14 protein-coding genes are annotated in these 15,954 nt (G+C 38.8%); 3 read left to right on the top strand and 11 right to left on the bottom strand.

Annotated elements, in window-relative coordinates:
* Nucleotides 1-362: 362 nt before the first annotated feature.
* Nucleotides 363-557 (bottom strand): hypothetical protein, encoded by a 195-nt coding sequence (locus IAE55_RS12160; protein WP_200632437.1) that lies wholly within the window; start codon nucleotides 555-557, stop codon nucleotides 363-365.
* 587 nt (nucleotides 558-1,144) lie between these two features.
* On the opposite strand from IAE55_RS12160, the gene IAE55_RS12155 reads away from it, so the two are divergent.
* A complete protein-coding gene (locus tag IAE55_RS12155; RefSeq protein ID WP_145948512.1) occupies nucleotides 1,145-1,621 on the top strand; it encodes a hypothetical protein in 477 nt (158 codons plus the stop codon).
* A gap of 50 nt (nucleotides 1,622-1,671) precedes the next feature.
* Complete coding sequence (locus tag IAE55_RS12150) at nucleotides 1,672-2,334, top strand: hypothetical protein (protein WP_200632435.1); 663 nt, start codon at nucleotides 1,672-1,674, stop codon at nucleotides 2,332-2,334.
* 576 nt (nucleotides 2,335-2,910) lie between these two features.
* On the opposite strand, the gene IAE55_RS12145 is transcribed toward IAE55_RS12150, so the two are convergent.
* From IAE55_RS12145 to IAE55_RS12115, 7 genes are all read right to left on the bottom strand, one after another.
* Entirely contained in the window at nucleotides 2,911-3,513 is a 603-nt protein-coding gene (locus tag IAE55_RS12145) for a hypothetical protein (RefSeq protein ID WP_325168631.1), read from the bottom strand.
* Nucleotides 3,494-3,781, bottom strand: a complete 288-nt coding sequence (locus IAE55_RS33800; RefSeq protein ID WP_234489498.1) for a hypothetical protein — start codon at nucleotides 3,779-3,781, stop codon at nucleotides 3,494-3,496. Before IAE55_RS33800 ends, IAE55_RS12145 begins: the two co-directional genes overlap by 20 nt.
* Nucleotides 3,782-4,910: 1,129 nt before the next feature.
* Nucleotides 4,911-5,507 carry a hypothetical protein gene (locus tag IAE55_RS12135; RefSeq protein ID WP_200632433.1) on the bottom strand — a complete coding sequence of 199 codons (597 nt, stop codon included), beginning with the start codon at nucleotides 5,505-5,507 and terminating at the stop codon, nucleotides 4,911-4,913.
* A gap of 209 nt (nucleotides 5,508-5,716) precedes the next feature.
* Complete coding sequence (locus tag IAE55_RS12130) at nucleotides 5,717-6,556, bottom strand: hypothetical protein (protein ID WP_200632432.1); 840 nt, start codon at nucleotides 6,554-6,556, stop codon at nucleotides 5,717-5,719.
* Between the two features lie 193 nt (nucleotides 6,557-6,749).
* Entirely contained in the window at nucleotides 6,750-7,637 is an 888-nt protein-coding gene (locus IAE55_RS12125) for a type I restriction enzyme HsdR N-terminal domain-containing protein (protein WP_200632430.1), read from the bottom strand.
* 133 nt (nucleotides 7,638-7,770) lie between these two features.
* Nucleotides 7,771-8,487: a nuclease-related domain-containing protein gene (locus IAE55_RS12120; protein WP_200632421.1), complete on the bottom strand. Its 717-nt coding sequence runs from the start codon at nucleotides 8,485-8,487 to the stop codon at nucleotides 7,771-7,773.
* A gap of 30 nt (nucleotides 8,488-8,517) precedes the next feature.
* Nucleotides 8,518-8,913 (bottom strand): restriction endonuclease, encoded by a 396-nt coding sequence (locus IAE55_RS12115; RefSeq protein WP_234489497.1) that lies wholly within the window; start codon nucleotides 8,911-8,913, stop codon nucleotides 8,518-8,520.
* A gap of 1,179 nt (nucleotides 8,914-10,092) precedes the next feature.
* Here IAE55_RS12115 and IAE55_RS34120 point away from each other — a divergent pair.
* Complete coding sequence (locus tag IAE55_RS34120) at nucleotides 10,093-10,248, top strand: helix-turn-helix domain-containing protein (RefSeq protein WP_267918278.1); 156 nt, start codon at nucleotides 10,093-10,095, stop codon at nucleotides 10,246-10,248.
* 674 nt (nucleotides 10,249-10,922) lie between these two features.
* On the opposite strand, the gene IAE55_RS33795 is transcribed toward IAE55_RS34120, so the two are convergent.
* Genes IAE55_RS33795 through IAE55_RS12100 form a run of 3 tightly spaced genes read right to left on the bottom strand, consistent with a single transcriptional unit; the run spans nucleotide 10,923 to nucleotide 15,464 of the window.
* Nucleotides 10,923-11,411: a hypothetical protein gene (locus tag IAE55_RS33795; RefSeq protein ID WP_234489496.1), complete on the bottom strand. Its 489-nt coding sequence runs from the start codon at nucleotides 11,409-11,411 to the stop codon at nucleotides 10,923-10,925.
* A 26-nt stretch (nucleotides 11,412-11,437) separates the two neighbouring features.
* A complete protein-coding gene (locus IAE55_RS12105; RefSeq protein WP_234489495.1) occupies nucleotides 11,438-13,348 on the bottom strand; it encodes a DUF2357 domain-containing protein in 1,911 nt (636 codons plus the stop codon).
* Nucleotides 13,317-15,464 carry an McrB family protein gene (locus tag IAE55_RS12100; protein ID WP_200632419.1) on the bottom strand — a complete coding sequence of 716 codons (2,148 nt, stop codon included), beginning with the start codon at nucleotides 15,462-15,464 and terminating at the stop codon, nucleotides 13,317-13,319. The genes IAE55_RS12105 and IAE55_RS12100 overlap by 32 nt, the downstream gene beginning before the upstream one ends.
* Nucleotides 15,465-15,954 lie beyond the last annotated feature (490 nt).

The following is a 15,954-nucleotide window of genomic DNA, read 5'->3' as shown; positions in this document are numbered from 1 at the left end:
CCACCTTTATGGCACAAGCAAAAGTTTCGGAGAATAAATCTTCCTCGTTATATAGAACGTTTGTCCAGAATGGATGGTTACTCTATTTTTATAAATAGAATTGCTGAAGAATGGAGACCGAAGGCTACCACGCTTCCTCATCAACATGACCGTCTGGGATAAAAATCCCCTCTGCACACGCTTCGTGCAACCTCCACTGTTGGAATAGTTCATCGAGCTGGCTGTGTCCATCATTCATACTTCCCTCTATGTTTTCAAATCTATCATTCTTCTTCAAACTGAAAATGTTCCGTAAGACGTTCAATCGTAAACTGGTTTCTCAACTTACATGCAGAATTCTGGAACGCAAACATGCCTTTCTCCTAGACGGCCTCCTGCTTAGGAACCGTCTTGAGCCATTCTACGCGTACGACGTATTCACACAGATCGGGATCATCGACGTCCTTATCCATTTTGACATGTAAGTCCGTTTCCAGCAGCGGCACGCTTTCGCCATCGATCTCGACCTGAAAATCCTTGATCGGCACGACTTCATCTGTAACGATACCAACGCCCACATAACCCACCTTGGGAATACACACATAAACTCTGGCGCCTGGCATCAGGAGGTTCAGCGTATTGCTTTACCACTTCCCTTGCCCTGCCGATATAAAGCCATATTTTCTGCAATCCCCCCAGTTACGGTGAATACCGTCTCCTAAGGACACATAATAATCTTTGCCGTTCCTTGGGGCTTTTCCCGTTTTCCGAGTGGTCACGCTGGAAGACTTAGCCTCCACTTTGTGGGGATCAATGAGCCAATTCCTGGCCAACAGGACAGCGTACGGCATTATTCACTATATAAGATATGGATAATTCATAGAGGGTAGAATTGAACAGCTGATAATACCTGTTGGTACGACGAACGTAATCAGCTTTTATAAGACGACAAGAATATAACCGCCTAATAGCCCGTAACTGGCGGCTTTTTATGTTTTAAAGAAACTATTGCAACGCTCCAAGTTAAGAAAGGTTACAGAAAAAACCAAAATAAATTTATATTTATTTTGGTTAATTCTGTATAATTCATCTCATATGTGTGATATATTTTTCCATGGTTGGCCAACCAATATAAATCAAATCTTCTAGAAAGTGGGATAAATAATTGATTAAGAAAAAGCATTTTATACTATCGTCTTTAATAATTGCTTCTTCTCTCTTTATTTCAGCAACAAGTTTCGCTGAATCTAATCTAAATTCCACAGAATCCAGTAGAGTTGAAGTTTCAGACTCCATAATCACTCCCCAAGTAGTGGCAGGCTATTGGGGTGACACTAGGTATGATATTGACGGAAGTGTGGGTACACTTTGTGAATTTACAATCACAACTAAATCTACTGTTTCAATAACAGGTAGCCAACAATCGACAAGTAATCTTTCGGATTTTATTTACACACTTGTTAGCACTAAGGGAACTACATTTGGTGATGATGCAGTCTTTAGGGGGAATAATTCCTCTATTCAAAAATCTTGGTACAATGTCCCACCGGGTACATATAGAATAAGAGGTCAAGCCAAGATATTTGATGATTATGGCATTATGATTACAAGAGGTAATGCTTACACTACTTCTTCTAATTAATTTTAATTATTTTTCGTTTTAGTGAAATACAACAAAAAAGGAGTTTTAATATGAAAAAAGTTTATTCATTGTTTATTGCTATGACACTTATCTTTGCTTTTGCAGTGTCAGCTTCAGCTAATGGCTCTGATGCTCTCTCTGCTTCTGCACAGGGGAACTCGGAGGGAGGCTTTGACTTAAAGGGGCTGTCTAGTATCGGCAACAATTCCGATTTTGAAATGAGTGATGTTTTAACCTTTGACGAAATTGCCCAAGTTTATGCTGATGACCATAATATCACTCTAACAGAAGCAAAAGAAGTTTTTAATAGAGGGAATTCTTCACAAAAATCCTTAGCTTTAGCTACTTATAGAACATTTACCGGTTATTTGGGAGACTATGGCGGTTTTAAACCAATCTTGAGATATTATTGCAGCACAACAGAAGGTGGAGGGTATATAGCCATTCTTAAGATTGAAACTTGGGAATTGGTTAGATCAGATGGTAATGTGACTAAACAATTTGTTGGAACAGTAAAATCCTATTTGGAAAATGCTTCTAAAATCCATTATATCGTAAATGGAGATTGGTATAATAATGGTGCTACAACAACTGAAGTTGGTGCTAGCATAAATGTTGGGGGTTTTGCGACAATAACCTATAAAAATATATCATCAGATGAACATTATTGGTATGGATATTATGAGGGTAATGTAATATTATCTCGGCAATAATAAACAACAGTTAATTTCTTAATATAGCCCCTTTATCTTCCCTAAGTGATGATAAAGGGGCTTTGTCTTAAATTGTAATTAATGTACTATATATATTGGAGGTGATTATCAATGGATAAATCTAGTTATAAATATGGCATCTTGTTTAGGGTAATAGTAGCTGTTTTAATAATTTTTTCTCCTGCAATAATTACTGGAAGGTTCAGTATTGATTCCCTATCTGGGAACCTGTTAATCACTGAATTTATTATTCGGACTGTCGCATTAATCATAGGCTTATTGTTAATATATTTTGAAGTAAAGAATTATATTGATAAATGAATCAATTTCATAATTCATAAGCCTTAATTAAATAAGGTTCTTCAAGTTATCGTCACATCAGATAACCCGCGTACGGAGAATCCTGAACAAATCTTGAAGGATATTGGGGAGGGTGACACACAAGAAATACGAACTCATAGAAGATCGAAGGCATCTGATGATCTGAAGATCAGCTGCCGTCTTTATTGATGAGGAGCTTTTATTCTCTGTTGATTGATAAGAGGTATGCAGATGGTATATGACAAAAATGAATATTTAGTAACTCAAGGTCGCCAAAAGGCGGCTTATTTTTTTTGGGAAAGGAGAAATGAAATGGAATGGAAGAAAAAGTGAAGAGTGATGCCAACTAAACCAAAATCCAAACCGTAAAAATCCATCACCCGTGCGTGCAGCCTCTATTGCTTGCATAAACGAACCATCTCTTCGTACAAATCGACGGTCGTCATATTCAGGCCTTGCTCGCACTTGCTCGTACTCCTCTGCCTTCCAACCTTCCAGTTCGGATGAATTTCTATGGTCTGCATGATTATCGTAGGACTGCGCGAGGATGGTTTTGATATCTGAAGCCCCCGTATTATCGGCATCCGATCTGGGGCTCGAAAGTTCTTCCTTATCCATTAACCTATTAACGAATGAGACATCTGCCGGCGCGAATGTATATTCATCAAGCTCATCCTGCTTCACCCAACTCGCTTCGTCGTGATCGGCCAGCTTGATGAATGCCGCTGATACAACGGCCTTGTATGCGATTAACCGGATATGCTTCTCACCATAACAATGGTCGTTTGTTCTGAAGTATGCGTAAGGTTCAATGGCGATTTGCATCTCCTCACGCAGCTTACGCTTCAAGCATTCCACCGGGGTTTCGCCCTCCTCCAACTACCTCCCGGAAGGAAATTCCCACTGTCCGGCCTGCGGCTTTCCTCCCTTTTTTCGGGCCGTCCATCTTTGCAGCTTCGTACTGATGCAGGTTCATGGAGGACATGGCGGCCAAATATAAAATGCTGCTCCACCCAAACGACTTCCAGATGCTCGTGATCGTATAAATCGCCGGAAAATACCCCGGCTCCGTATTCAGCGCCACCGGTGTGCAGCCGAACAGCCCCTCCAATCCACTTTCTCCCATGTATCTAAAATTACTCTCTCTATTTATTTTTTCTTTTTATGGATTCTGAATTATTTTGCATTTTTTCAGCCAATTCTTTAGAAATGCTATTAACTTCATATAACGATATCCATATAGTAAAAAGAGCCATTTTAAGTCTCCCTCCTATATCAGTAACTGATTCTCCCCCCAAATATGATACATATTCAGTACGCTGTTTAGCTGAAAAGGAATCTATCAATTTATCCAAGTGATCTTCAGAAAAGTCATATTCCAACTTATGTGCAAATGCATTTGATGAAAGATCGGCCTATAAAGCGTACCTTTATCTTTACCTTAGTATTAATAGATGAAGAAGGGTTATCTTTAGTGAAGATTACCGCTGCACGATCAACATTGATCTATTTTGGAAAGTCATAAAAATAAAGAAACAAACCAATACAAAGTAAAAACACCAAACTCAGGGCAATAGTTTATTTAATTCTCATCTTGATCTCCACCTTTATAGCACAAGCAAAAATTTCGGAGAATAAATCTTTCTCGTTATATAGAACGTTTGTCCAGAATGGATGGTTACTATATTTTTACAAATAGAATTGCTAAAGAATGGAGACCGAAGGCTTTATTTTTCAAAAACAAAATGGTATGTTTCAGGGGGTAAGTGAAGTCGATGCGACAAGCTCATAAAATTTATTTTAACTATCCAATAAGGGGTTATAACCTGGCCAATCATAGTGAGAAATCCATAAAATTGCTTGCATTCGGCAGAGCTCTGCGTAAAATCCGCAAAGAAAAAAGCTCACTCAAGATGAGTTGAGCGTCTATTCCCGCGTCGACCGGTCTTATATTAGTGAGCTGGGGAACGGAGACAGCATTAGCAAGGGCGCTCTTCAGGTAAGGTGGATTTTCAGGCAAGCAACGTTTTTTGATGGGGTTCCCAATTTTCAGGGGTGCGGGAAGAGGGGTTGGGGATAGGCAGGGAGGGGGAAGTACTAGGATGCCAGAACTGTACCATCGGTGCGGGGAGGTTTTGAGGTGGTGGGAATAGAATAGAACCCTGAAAATAGGGTCCTCCGGCTGTCGACTTTATTAGTTACGTCATCTGTCTTTCTGTTCATTTTCACTCGGCAATCCTAACTAAGAAAAAGCCTTATACAACATTAAACATTCGATCGAATTTTTCTCTCATTTCATAATTATTCTCATCTTTTAAATCCAGCATGTAATTTTTAAAATCCTGTCGGATTATTTTTAAAAATAGTTCCTGATTAATTTTGATTGTATTGGAATCAATAAATTGTATTGGACTATCAAAATGTGAGCTAATGATAACCTTGGTTCCACTCATGCCGTTATGAAATAAACCACATCTTACTTCTTTGTAAAACTCATTCAAATCATTATCGCTTAAATTTAATGAAAAAATCCGATTTAAACCTTGTATAAACACTTGCCTACTTTGATTCCTGCTATCACGCCCATTAATATATTGTTGAACACCTTCTATATAGGAAATACATATCATTAACACAATAAATCCATTATTTTTACCTTGTAAGAGTCTAGATGCACGGCCCAGAAACCACTCATTGACTTGTCTACTATAGATTTCAATCTTATGATCAACTAAGTAGGGATCAAGCTCTCGCTGTGATATTTCATCATATATCTTTGGGTATCCACGGTCTAAATAACCAGAGATATTCGGGGCAATATAAATTGGGTAGTTTCTTAACTTTTTTGGCATTATATCTTCCTCCAAACATAATTACGAAGTAAAAAGAGATTATTAGTTTTTAGATGTTACTTTTTGAAGATTTCAGTTAACGTTCTTTGTATTTACGACCCCGAGAGACTTAAGGAAGTGCATTCGACCGCGTCTGACAGACTTGGCCACGCAGGGTTGTGAGCTGATTCAACTTCCGATGCGTGAATATAATGTTAGGCTATATAAGGTTATTCTGGACTAACTCTCTTTTTATCCAAATAATTTAATACTACATTCCTGGATATTTCCTCGCAAATAATCAATTGTTCATTAGTTATAGGAACAAACTCTACTTTCCCATGAGCAACATTATTTCTAAGATCGGGTAACGCACTAATTTGTTCTTCATATTCTTTCAGTTCTAATTTCCTTAATACAATGCTTAACTTTCTTTTAGCTTCAATAAAACCTAGACTATATATTTGCTTAATCAGATTATTAATCTTTTTTTGCTGCATATTTAATATAGCTTTCTCAAGTTTTTCAATTAGCTCATGTAATGTTTCTTGAACTTCTATCGCTTTTTCTTCTTTAGCTTCATCTATATATTCATTAGAAATTAGTTCAATTGACTTAAAAAAATTAATGAAAGACTCATTATTATGCTCTTTGATGCCAAAACCATCTATAAAAAAATCAAATGCAGCTTTTCCTATGCGATCTGCATTATCATACTTATCTAGAATTAAATTAATCTCTTCTAAACTACTTACCGGAAAATCTTTTACAACAGCGAGTGTAGCCTCAATTTCTGTAAATCCTTCTTTCAGCGTGTTGCCTTCTGTAGTCTCGTTAAGCGAATGTATAGAACATTCAAATTCTGATTTCAGCACAAATTTCATAGCCTTTAATATAGAACATACTTTCTCTAATGCAATTTTCTCAGCAAATTCTAAGCAAGAAGATTCGAAATCCAGAACTGCGTAATTTTGATTATCTTCTCGAAAAAACCTGACATCTTGTATTACTACTTCCTCCACAAATTTATAGTAAGCATGAACTAGAATTTTAGCTTGCCATGTTTTCACTTTAAGTCCCTCTTTCGCTTTTAATTTTGCCTAACGTTCTAGTATTCACGAAGCCTGGCAAGTGCCATCCGGCCATCTCTGCCGCCCCGAAATTATCCTTCCGGACCGAGGGCGTATGCCAGATGCGTGAATCTAATGTTATCGTAAGTTATTGTCTTCTTTGAATTTCCTCAAAATAATTTCTTTTTGAACGTCACAAGAATTTATTAATAACAAGCGGTAGAAAAATTTCTTCATTATTTTCCTCCATATTTTCACCTAGGCCACAGCTTACATTCACAAAATATCGCATATCAGGAAACCTAATATTTATCATCGAATCTGTTAAAGGTTCTGCAAGTTTAGCATAAGCCTCGTCCGGGATCTTCCCCTTCAATTCCAAGAATACTGTATGGTTGAAGTCAAAAGAAACACAATAAGCATCTTCTTCTTTAATATTTGTTGCAAATGTATATAGATCATCTTTTAATTTCGCAATAAATGTAATAGGGACTTCTAAAAAATGAAGGCCATTGAATGTGTCAAACCCTAAACGCTTAAGATGCAGTCCAAAGTCTTTATTTAAGGGATTAAACTGATTGCAGTTATTTAATAATTGAGTAGGAGACAAGAACCGCATTAAGTCTTCCCAGTAAAATGGCAACTGTTTGATATCAAAATGTAATAAAGGTTTATACTCGCTAACATGATATAAAACAAACTCTTTTCCATTACATAAGGCGTAATACCAAGCTTTAATTTCACTATGCATAGCATATGAATAAGCTTGTTCTAAGTACTTAGAATCCAGTATATTCTTCTTTGGCCCTTTTGCTTCCATAATCCAACACGGTCGACCATCTATCTCCATCACATAATCTGGAATAATATTAATTTTCTTTTGTTGACTGCCAATTGAAACAAATGGATGCACTAGATTACGACTACGAATTAGTTTATTTTCCCCATACGAACTATATCCAAGTGACTTAATAATCGGAAATATAATTTCTTCACGAACTGAATCCTCACCAAATTCCGAATCTTCGAGAGCATTATAATTAAAGTCTTTAAGTGGATTAAAAAGTTCCTGTTTATCCATAAGTCACTTTCACCATCATTTCTATCATTTTTGAATTTTTAACATTTTTGAAAGGCTCTCTTCTTTAATCAAATCAAATGTTTATTCATAATAACTCGAATATTCGAATCCATAGGAGTGTGCATTTTACTCCTTACTCCCTATTCCCCTTCCCCATACTTTCGGCCTTCTCCACATGCTCAGCCCGCATTCTCGGATCGCTAATATTCGCATCATTCAACGCTTGATAAATCTTCTGAATATCCGAATCCAGCAGAACCAAATCGTTCTTCTCCGCTTGAATCCGATTTATTTTACGCTGGATATATTCGGACAATTCAACATCATACACAATCAGCTCATCTGACTGGATTTTTCTCAACTCAGAATCCACGCTGAACCGGCAACGCATCGTAAAGGAAACTAGCGAGATGTATCGGCTGCTTTGGTAGTCGGGGAGGAAGCTTTTAATCGCTTGAATATGACCGTAATTTTGCATAAAAGGATTGTACATTTTAAATCGATTGCTCACCGTCCAAGACTTATTCTCGCGCGTTCCCTTAATCTCTCCAGTGTAGTTCTTGGTCTCGATGACAAATAAACCTTGCGGAGTGACGACCACGTGGTCGATCTGCGAATACCCCGTGCGCGATTTTGGATTGCTCACCAATAAATCACTCAAATACTTGCATCCTTTAGGGAGTTGATCTAGCTGAATATTAATTTTATGTTCGCCGAGCTCTCCAATTCGAGTCGGTTGAACTTTAGGCTTCGTGCCGCTTCCAGATGGTTTGGGGTTACTCTTTGCTTGCGCTGGTTTCTTCTTTGGCGCCTCAGAGGGTTTGAACATGGATATTAATTTCTTCAACATACGAAAGCCCCATCCTTATGTAATGTGGTTTTACTGAACTCGCTTTTTCTTCTTCCAAGCATCAAGTTTATTATCAAGTGCAATCCCGTTAATCAATTGAACGTTTAATCGCTCTGCGTCTCTTCTAGCATCCCTTGTAAAATTACTCGTCGTGACGATCCATGCGTCATAACATCCATGCACTTGCTTTCCTGCTTTTAATCTAAGAACCGTATTGTTGCCAACATCCTTCTTCCAACGCTTGCACTGAACCGCGATCTTGTATCCCTCTTTACCTAGAAGTATAAGATCTACCTCACTATCGCCTGAGCCACCCACACGCTCAACAGAATACCCTTGATCTTTGTAGTACAACTCCATCAATCGTTCAAAATCCGTTCCAGATAGACTATGAATATCCGCTGTAATCAGCTGAGCATCTGTCAATTTCCCTGAAATCTTTGCCGCGATTTGCTGTATTTTATTACTTTTTGTAGCTGGTGCACTCCGAGTGACAGTACTTTGTTTGCCCCCGGAGTTCTTCTAGGCTCTCTTTTTTGACCCATTTTTCCCCTACCCAAGGACCAATAAACAGACCTGCGACAAAAACGCCAACAAAAACTCCACAATGCATTTTGTGGAATAACAGAAATAAAGACAGTGCAATAATTGCGAACAAAGCCCTCAAACCAGTTGCGATTTGTTGCCCTTCCGTTTTATAAGTTTTTGCCATAACCTTTTGAAGTTCTCGGCGCGGTCATCCTTGCTCATAAAACCGGTTACCAACATTTCCCTTAAATATTATATCATTAAAAATTGCACTTGAGAGAATTGATCTAGTCCTAATGTTACAGATCAACCTTTATGAGTGGATCCACAGCCCTACTTTATTTATCGAAAACAGAATGGTATGTTTCAGAGGGTAAGTGAAGTCGATGTGATAGTCGAAGAAGCAGGTCATCCGCTCGCTTGATTAGGTTCATGAGATGGGTTGGCTGCATTTTGCTGATCAACAGCCTCTCTTGCGTTAAATAGGATACAGACTGAATAAAAGTGATGGATTCCATATCCATCTCATCCGAAAGGCCCAGAAGGATATCGTTCAACAGCATAGTTGTAGTATGCAGTCGGTTCTGCTGGTTGATATGAATTGCATGTAACATGCACTCCAGTGCCCTGTTGCAAAGTAATAAGCTGACATGAAGTAAGCTTTCTTCCAAAAAATGCACGGATAATTGCATATATTCTTGAGCGCTGCTATTCAGACGATGGATCGTTCCCTGGTAAATGAAGCCAGCCCGGCTTCTCCTGCTTATGTGACGTTTGCCTAGTAACTTCGGTTTCACTATTCGCGATCGATTTCATGATTAGCTGCAGCTCCCATTTGATCTAAGAATACATGCTGGTTCTCCTGTTTCATATTTTCCAGTATCTGTATTATATCATTCACATCAATTTGTAGGCAGTAGCCTACAAAAATTCCCTTATAGAACCGCATAAGATTATTTTAACTATCCAATAAGGGGTTATAACGTGGCCAATCATAGTGAGAAATCCATAGAATTACTTGCCTTCGGCAAAGCTCTACGTAAAATCCGCAAAGAAAAAAAGCTCACTCAAGATTAGTTGAGCGTCTATTCCTGCGTCGACCGATCTTATATTAGTGAGCTGGAGAACGGAGAAAAAGCGCCCTCTTTGCTCACGATTACTGCATTAGCAAGGGCGCTTCAGGTTAAGGCTTCGGTTTTGGTTGAGGGGTATGAGAGGGAGTTGGAGGAATAGTTAAGCTGCCCCGTATTTTCTGGTTCAGAGAAGCTTCTGAATTTCTTTCATCAGTTAAGTGTAAGACATCGCTCTAGGAAAATAGGTGTTTGGGTGATGATAACGAACAGACATGCCTGCGCGTCTTCCAACCAAATATAGTCCAGTCCTTCGTATTTCCAAGATCCCGTCTCTTTTAGTACCTTTGGACACGATAGAAAATCACATCTCCACTGCATCGGACTATATGTGGATTCAGGATCCTGATTTGTTGAAGGAGGAGCGGCCCGGTCGGCTGGATATGACTTTCGATATCCGTGTGTACCGCTTGCGAACCACCCGCAATCTTCTTCACGTTGGCAAAATAAACCTAACGTAAGAATTGATCCGCCTCTTCCTTAATATTCGCATAACGATTTTCAACTTCGAGGAATTCAGGATACCCATGCAGGATCCCTTACGTCCACCGAATGAGCGTCGGCCAAGTGCTGCTTTCCTTGAGAAATCCCTTTTCTCTAATAAGCCGCTGCAAATTCCATTCTGCGTCAGAGGAGTTTACTTCTTTCAGTAATACCATCAGTTTGAGTCGAGAATCGGACCACGCTTCCTCGTCCACATTACCATCGGGGATAAAAATCCCCTCCACACACGCTTCGTACAACCTCCACAGTTGAAATAGTTCATCAAGTTGGTTATCAAGCATCCTTCTCTTTCACACCCATTACAATCGCATCGTCTATATGCACACGATCTAACTTCACCTCTACACGACCTCTTCGACGTGTTTCGCGCCATAAAAGCAGCTCTTCTTCACCCTCTAGTTTTAATTCGGCTATTTCTCTTGCCCGATCGAAAATATATTTCGACGAGAAAGTAATGCTTCTAACACCATGTCCCCCGGGGAGAATAACTTGGTCTCTTATTTTCCATTCCTCGATATCGAATACAACATACAGTTTATCCGGAGGGTTATGCTTGGAAGGAATCACGGTAATTTCTCCACGCTTTACAATCTTCCAATCTTTTATTTTTCCGAAGTATTTGACACCGACGATCTCGTGTGTTTTTTCAAAGAATTTTTTCGATTGATAGAGAGCCACGTACTCTAGCTGTGTTAGCAGCTTATGATCAGTAATGTTCTCAAGTGGCGTGTGATAAAAATGATGTTCTAGCGCAATATCCAACTGCTCGGCTCGACTCATGCAGCCAACTAATATGTTTTTGCCGTTATATTTATTATCGTAATACTCTTTAACTCTTTAGATCCTTTCGGCCGAACCGCCCGTTCATATGCATTTTCAGGGCTATCCAAAATAATTTCGTTAAGGAACTCTTCTAATAAATTCGTAGAACCCGGTAGGAACGGAAATGCTCCTACATTAACAGCCTTAATGCTCTTGTAAAATCGATGCTCCTTAAACGCCTCTTCATTCGGATAAGGAAATAATACGTATGCTCCAAACATCGTTCGTTCGAATTCCTCCGAATCCTTTTCTGCGTAAACGATAGCATCTCGGTAACGGTGCATCGTGTTAATGTCGCCTTCTTCCGGCCCTGGTAGTCCATCATAGGTTCTGTAATAAGGTGTACCTGGCTCTGCAGGATTCAAGCGATATTTTGCATCAAATACGTATTTATACTCCGTAGATGTCTCTACTTTTTTCAGAGTCAGAACGTTATCTGGCTTTTGTGTAAGCGTCGGACCTCGAAGGGTCTGATTGTAATACAATTTAAATACTTCACCGTTCATAGGATTTCGATAGGTTACTGTCGAAGCGGCAGATTTCTTTAATTTCACGAAGATCCCACTATAATCTAGCTTGATGATATCCTGCCTTACTAACTCGTATTTCTTGCTGAGCAGTTGATGTATCTTGAGAAAACACCAATATTCATATAAGGTGGCTAAATCCTTCAAAGATAAATGAAATAAATCCTCTTGAGTAGCAAGGCCTTTCATTAACATCAAATGATGCTTATAGATTTCTCGATATCCCGGGGCCATTTGCATGACCAACGAAACGGACATATGTTTCATGACTCCAACTTGTAAAAAATCGAGCTTCAGTACTCTTCGAGCTTCTCTTTCCATATGCGCTATTATCTGACTTAATATGGGATCTAGGCGTTTATTTGGAGCTTTTAACAATGCCTTTAATCCTTTTAGTTTCCGTTCAATGTTGAGTAGCACCCAACGAACGAATCGATTTTCCTGCGTATCGTAATTCAAGATCCTTCTCGTATCCAACACATGCGTAGGAGATAACCGTTCACCTTTAACTTGTAACATCCCATTCACATGATCCCTGTTTAGTAACTGCGAGTTTTTACTCAAAAACTGCAAAGTGTTGTGATTTATTTTCTTTGCTTTCTCTGCAGGAACAATACGAGACTTTTGATGCATTTTAGTATGTGGAGAAGCTTGAATTCGCTCGACAGCTTTTATCAATTGGTCAAAAAGGGATCTAAGAATAGTAAAGTATTCGGTCATGCTTTGTTGGTTCGTCTCTCTTATACCAGTGAATTGGTATGTCTTTCGCATAAAATCAAAAGTCAGATTATGAAGTTGCCGATTAACATCTTGTAGAATGGCATGATAATCCCTTTTGTAATCTATTTTCACAGGAAAAACTTCTAGACGAATCTTTAAGATAGTTGAACTGCTTGAACGGAGCTCAAGTTCCGTAAGACCAATCTCATTTTGAAAATTAAGATTACCTGACAAGATACGCTTTCCCTTCGGCATTACCGCTTCTCGTAGCGCATAATTATCGTGGTAAAAGGTGAGATTGAGTTCCTTACCCTTTTTCTTTTCAATCAATAGCTCATAGGTTCGCGTCTCATAGAAAATGGGAAAGCTAGCTTGTTTATTTTGCCAAGGCTCAAGCTTCCCAGTTGTGGGATTAAAGACTTCTATCGCGAGAATTTCCATTTGATCCGAATATGAAGACACATGAAGATCAGCTTGTTCCCATTCCTTTTCATCTGTTCGATGTAACTGAAGGATATCCACCGTTGGATGAAACGGCTTGCCTTCAAGGTACAAATCAAACAAATTCGATTCTATTCGGAGAAGAATGACACTTTTCTTAAGACACCCAGAATGAAGTAAATCCATCATTATCGAGCCTCCGTAGCATTTCGATTAGCTTTCTAGCCGATTGAGGATACTTTAATTTGTTGTCCTTTTGGTACTTTTCCCAATCCTTAAACATATCCTTTTCCCCATCTATATAATCTTTGCTATTAGAAGTAGACTGTCCCACAGACAATAGTAAGAGCTTCATAATTACATTTCTAATTTCAAAATTATTTCCTTGGATACGCGGTAAAATTTTTTGCATGATTTGTAAGTCCATTGCTTCTGCTTCCTTCATAAGAGAAAACCGATTGTTATATATCATATAGAAGCAGAACAAATCTCTAACTCGAAATCCGACATGCGCATGGACACTTTCTAAAATCTGATTGATTTCAACAAGCTTAGCAACCGTTTTTTGGACAATATCTTTATAAGCAATATAGGCATCCTTCAATTGTATATAGTTGCTAATCAAAAAACTTGCAGCAGGATATTGCGACTCTATCTCTTCATCGCTCTGCTCTTCCAATTCTTCAAAACCGGTAAAATTATCGAGCTCTATATGGTTAAATTCGATGGTATTTGCTCTGTCCAGTACCTTCTTGCTAAACGGATGCGTAGTTTCGTCCATATTTACCGTGCCAATAAAGAACACATTTTCGGGAATTCCGACATTTCGTCCAACCTGTTCTTCAGCCACTACCGCATCAGTCACAATATGCCCGTCCTGCCATCGCTGAGTTTCCAAGAGGCTAAGCAAATCGCTAAAATAATGCTCCACTCTTGCAAGATTCATCTCGTCCAAACATATAAAATATGGCTTCTGGCGATTCTCTGGCGCAGATGCACTTTCTAGCACATAAGTTAATTTGCCTCTTCGGAATGTTCCACCAAGATCCTTATATCCAATTAAATCGGATGGATCATTCCAATCTGGGCGAACCGGAATAAGCGTAAATTGTCCGTTGCCCTCTGTCGCTCCTAATGCTTCGGCAAATTTCTGAATCAATTTCGTTTTGCCTGTGCCGGATATTCCAGCCAGGATAACGAAAGGTTTGGTCTTTAATGATAGAAACAAATTCTCAATCATGAGCGAAGGATAAGTAAAACCTTGTTGCTGAATATAATCCTTAACTGTTTGAAGCCTCTCACTTATCTGCTCATCATTTAGTGTCACGAGCTCGACTTCCTGTCCTAATTCTTCAACCTCAGAAAGCAGCGTATATTCCGGCCATGGTATGTCCTTCGATTTATTCTGGACAATACTTAATCCTTGCGGCGTGAAAGGGAATAGATAACCCTGATTAACCCCGCCCTTTTTGTTAATTGGCCCTTTCGTAATATGCAACTGAAGCAAATCCTGAGAGATTGCTTCTAGCAAAATGGGCGGATTCAGTTCATGATACTCTGTAACGATCAGGCGTCCTTCTTCCTCCCACGGTTGATCCGACAAGCTTGTCGGTTTAGGCATCTCGATAGCCGCTTGTTGAACCTGACTAACAGCGCGTATAGCTCCTGTAGAATAATGAAGGATTAGATCGTTTACTTTTACATCCTTCATTGTCTCCCAGTGATGCTGCGTTGCTCCTCTAGTATTTTTAAGCGGTGCCCATAGGACTCCCTCTTGTTTTTGAGCTTGATAAGATGTCCCTTGGCATACCCACCAGATTGATGGTTGATCCTGAGGAATAGGGGTATCATTCGTAATGAATTCCACCTCATAGATGAAAGGCTTGTCTGTGGCATAAAAATCTAAGTATTCTGCAAATTGCTCCGGAACAGTAATCGGTACTTTGGTGCTTTCCGCAATGCTTCGCTTATGAGACAAATAATGATATGTAGCGTTAAATTTAGCAATCATGTAATCTTTAAGTTCTTTGTGCGTGTCGTACCTAATCTGTAATGCCTCTCTATTTTGTTTCTTTTGATTAATTCGGCTAAGATTACATTCAAATTGTTTACCTTTGTCAATAAGGATGATTTTATGGCTTTGGCCTAGAGGAATTTCAATATTATGATTCGCTTTAGCAAAATCCTCATGAAACTCCAACGGGATATGAGTTCCATATTCAAAAATAGACCAATCTATTTGCTTGCGTCCTATGAGGTTAGGGATGTTGTCATCTCTCCACCAGCTGCGCTTTATTCTTTTCATTGGGTACCCACCTAGAATTTAGTAATAATTGAATATCTAATAAATCAACTGTAGTTTTACATCTACACCTCTAAATAATCGTTCCGTCATTTCTACATATTCCTCGGAACGTAGTGCCTCTCCCATTGTTAAAGAATATTTATGATAACTACACTATACATACCTTTTTACATATAATAGGAGATATTAACTCAAACGCTTATGGGTAATTCTACCTAATATAATACCAGAAAGAATAATCCAAAGAATGAGGAAAATGATATTGTTAGTTGTAATAATTAGTATCGTACTCTTATCATCAGCTTGTAGTAATTCACAAGGCCAATCAAATGTATCCCAATCGCCGGTGATTCTTTGATCGATGAATGCATTTGGGTATACCTCCTTTACAACGGTTGGGGACTTAAAAAAGAATCCTATTAAGCACGGGCTTGCAATTACCGGGCAGTCATATATAGAGCTTGATAGTAAGGAACTCTTAGTCCCATAC

This window comes from Paenibacillus sp. S28, from assembly GCF_016624415.1.
GTDB lineage: Bacteria > Bacillota > Bacilli > Paenibacillales > Paenibacillaceae > Paenibacillus_AQ > Paenibacillus_AQ favisporus.
Note: the sequence above shows the minus strand (reverse complement) of the source record. Positions and strands in the feature narration are given on the sequence as shown.